The organism is Cellulomonas pasadenensis (assembly GCF_047229365.1).
Taxonomy (GTDB): Bacteria; Actinomycetota; Actinomycetes; order Actinomycetales; family Cellulomonadaceae; genus Cellulomonas.
This window is the reverse complement of sequence record NZ_JBFTEP010000225.1, coordinates 1-3,202: the sequence shown is the minus strand read 5'-3', so window position 1 is coordinate 3,202 and position 3,202 is coordinate 1. Positions and strand designations below refer to the sequence as shown.

Here is a 3,202-nt window from a genome sequence, read left to right as displayed (position 1 = left end):
CCGTGGTGCGGTCCACGGGCCGGCTCGCCGCCCGCTCGCGGGGCCTCGCCGCGCCGCTCGCCGTCGCGCGCGCCCAGGGCGCGGCCACGGCGCTGACGCCCCTGCTCGCGGTGACGGTCGCGGTCGCGCTCGTCGTCCTGTCGGGCGTCCTGGCGCACTCGGCGCAGGTCGGCCAGCAGCGGGCCGCCGACGTCCAGGTGGGCGCCGACGCGCGCCTCGACGGGCGCCTCGACACGCCGCTCGGCGTCGCCGCGCTCGAGGACGTGGCGGACGCGCCGGGCGTCGACGCCGTCGCCCTGGCGGTGCAGATGCCCGCCCGCGGGTACAACGCCGGGTCCGGCCTGTCCGCCACGGTGCTCGCGGTCGACGCCGCGGCGTGGGCGCAGGCGCGCGCGGCCCGCGGCCTGCCGGTCGACGACGGGCTCGCCGCGCTCGCGACGCCGTCCGTCGACGCGCCCGCCGGGTCGGTGCCCGCGCTGGTCAGCGCGACCCTGCGCACGCGCACGGCCGAGGCGGGCGACGCCGGCCCGCCGACCGTGACCCTGCCGCTCGGCTCCGTCACCCTCGACGTGCGGGGCACGACCGAGCTCGAGGCCGATCGCGGCGCGCCGCCGCTCGACGCCCGCGCGGCCTTCCCCGTCGAGAGCGAGGACGAGGGCCTCGTCGTCGTCGACCGCACCGCCCTCGCGGCGGCCGGCGTCACGGTGCCCTCTCCCGACCGCGCGTGGGTCACGGGACCGGGTGCGGCCGCGGCGGTGGACGCGCTCACGCTGCCGCCCGCGCAGGTCGCCGGGATCGTCACGACGACGCGCGACGGCTGGTGGGCGGCGTGGTCGTCCGCACCGCTGACGTCGTCCCTGCTGACCATGCAGGTGCTGGGCGTGGGGGTGCTGGCGCTCCTGCTCGTGCTCGCGCTGGTCCTCGTCGTCGTCGCCACCGCGCGCGAGCGCGGGCGCACCCTCTCCACGCTGCGGACCCTGGGCCTCGACGCGCGCACCGCCCGCGCCGCGACCCTGGGCGAGCTCGCACCGCTCGTGCTGGGCGGCCTGGTGGGCGGCACGCTCATCGGGCTCGCGGTGCCGTGGCTGGTCGCGGACGCGCTCGGCCTGCCGTGGCTCACGGGCGAGCCGGGCGACGCGCGCCTGGTCCCCACGGCGTGGCCGGTGCTCGTGGCGGCGGCAGCGCTGCTCGTCGCCCTGACGGTCGCCGTCGCGGTCGAGCAGGCCGTGCGCCGGCGGGACCGGCTGGGCGAGGTGCTCCGGGTGGGCGAGCGGTGAGCGCGGACGACGTGGGGCGGGCGACGCGGTGTCGTCGACGCGGGACCGGGACGAGGGGGCCGCGGTGACCGACGCACGCCGGACGGGCAGGGACCAGTCAGGGACGAGGGAGGAGCCGGCATGGACGCCGTGGACCAGCTGAGCGTGGAACGGGCACCCGCGCCGACGGCGCTGTCGGCGCTGGAGGAGCAGGCGCGCCGCCGCCCCGAGGAGTTCGGGCGGACCGCGCTGATCGTGTGCGAGTCGCTCGTGCGCATCTACCAGTCCGAGGGCATCGAGGTGCAGGCGCTGCAGGGCCTCGACCTGCTCGTCGAGTCCGGCGAGCTCGTCGCGGTCGTCGGGGCGTCCGGCTCCGGCAAGTCGACGCTGCTGTCGGTGCTGTCGGGCCTGGACGTGCCGACGGCCGGGCGCGTGCGCGTCGGGCCGTGGGACCTCATGACGATGAGCGCCCGGGACCGCGTGCGCTACCGGCGCAGCATGGTCGGGTTCGTGTGGCAGCAGACCGCGCGCAACCTCGTCCCGTACCTGACGGCGGCCGAGAACGTCGCGCTGCCGATGGCGCTCGCCGGGCGGCCGCGCAGGCAGCGCGCGACCGACGCGGCGGCCCTGCTCGACGTCCTCGGGGTCGGCTACTGTGCCGACCGCCGGCCCGGGCAGATGTCCGGCGGCGAGCAGCAGCGCGTCGCGATCGCCACCGCGCTCGCGAACTCCCCGCAGGTGCTGCTCGCCGACGAGCCGACCGGTGAGCTCGACACCGCGACGTCCGCCGACGTCCTCGAGGCGCTGCGGTCGGTGAACCGCGACCTCGGCACGACCGTCGTCGTCGTCACGCACGACCCCGGCGTCAGCGAGCACGTGCAGCGCACCGTCGCGATCCGCGACGGGCGCACGAGCTCGGAGGTGCTGCGCCGCACCGCGACCCGGGACGACGGCACCGAGCACGTCGTCGCCGAGGAGTTCGCGGTGCTCGACCGCGCCGGCCGCGTGCAGCTGCCGCGCGAGTACCGCGAGACCCTCGACCTGGTGGGGCGCGTGCGGCTCGCGCTCGAGCAGTCCCACGTCGAGGTCCACCCCGACCGCCGCGCCGAGCAGGAGGGCGACCGATGACCGCCACGACCACCGCCACCGCGCCCGGCGCGGCCACCGCCGAGGGGCCGATCGTCCGCGTCGAGCACGTCGGGCGCACGTACGGCAGCGGCCGGGCGGCCGTGCACGCGCTCGCGGACGTGTCCATCGAGGTGCACCCCGGCGAGCTCGTCGCGATCGTGGGCCGCTCCGGGTCCGGCAAGACGACGCTGCTCAACGCCATCGGCGGGCTCGACCGCCCCGACGAGGGCCGCGTGCTCGTCGCCGGGCGCGAGGTCTCCGCGCTGGACGAGCGCGGACTGGTCGAGCTGCGGCGCGACGTCGTCTCGTTCGTGTTCCAGACGTTCGGCCTCGTGCCCGTGCTCACGGCCGCGGAGAACGTCGGCGTGCCGCTGCGCATGCGCCGCACGCCCGTCCCCGAGCGCGAGGCCCGCGTCGCCCTGCTGCTCGACCTCGTCGGCCTCGGCCCGCACGCGCGTCAGCGTCCCGGGCAGATGTCGGGCGGCCAGCAGCAGCGCGTCGCGATCGCCCGCGCGCTGGCGAACTCGCCGCGCCTGCTCATCGCCGACGAGCCCACCGGCCAGCTCGACACCGAGACCGGCCGCGCGGTCATGGCGCTCATCCGCGCGGTGGTCGAGGCCGAGGGCATGACGGCGATCGTCTCGACGCACGACCCCGTCATGGTGGCGCTGGCCGACCGCGTCATCCGGCTCGCCGACGGGCGCCTGGTCCAGGACTGAGCCGGCCGGCCCGACCGCTGGGGCGTCGGGCCGACCGGCCGGTCGACCGGCGGGTCGGTCAGGCCGGGTCGGCCGCCGGGCCGGCGGACGCCGTCGCGG

3 protein-coding genes are annotated in these 3,202 nt (G+C 78.0%); all 3 read left to right on the top strand.

The features are described from left to right. Window positions 1-1,277 (top strand): FtsX-like permease family protein (locus tag AB6N23_RS17870; RefSeq protein ID WP_412867315.1); only part of this gene is annotated, 1,277 nt, incomplete at its 5' end. A 120-nt stretch (window positions 1,278-1,397) separates the two neighbouring features. Continuing rightward, on the top strand, window positions 1,398-2,384 hold the full coding sequence (locus AB6N23_RS17865) for an ABC transporter ATP-binding protein (RefSeq protein WP_412867314.1): 987 nt from the start codon (window positions 1,398-1,400) through the stop codon (window positions 2,382-2,384). Beyond that, window positions 2,381-3,103 carry an ABC transporter ATP-binding protein gene (locus AB6N23_RS17860; protein WP_412867313.1) on the top strand — a complete coding sequence of 241 codons (723 nt, stop codon included), beginning with the start codon at window positions 2,381-2,383 and terminating at the stop codon, window positions 3,101-3,103. Before AB6N23_RS17865 ends, AB6N23_RS17860 begins: the two co-directional genes overlap by 4 nt. Window positions 3,104-3,202: the final 99 nt, after the last annotated feature.

What these genes read in the sequence shown, in the direction of transcription:
- AB6N23_RS17865 (WP_412867314.1), top strand. Translation starts at nt 1,398, where the DNA reads ATGGACGCCGTGGACCAGCTGAGCGTGGAACGGGCACCCGCGCCGACG.
- AB6N23_RS17860 (WP_412867313.1), top strand. Translation starts at nt 2,381, where the DNA reads ATGACCGCCACGACCACCGCCACCGCGCCCGGCGCGGCCACCGCCGAG.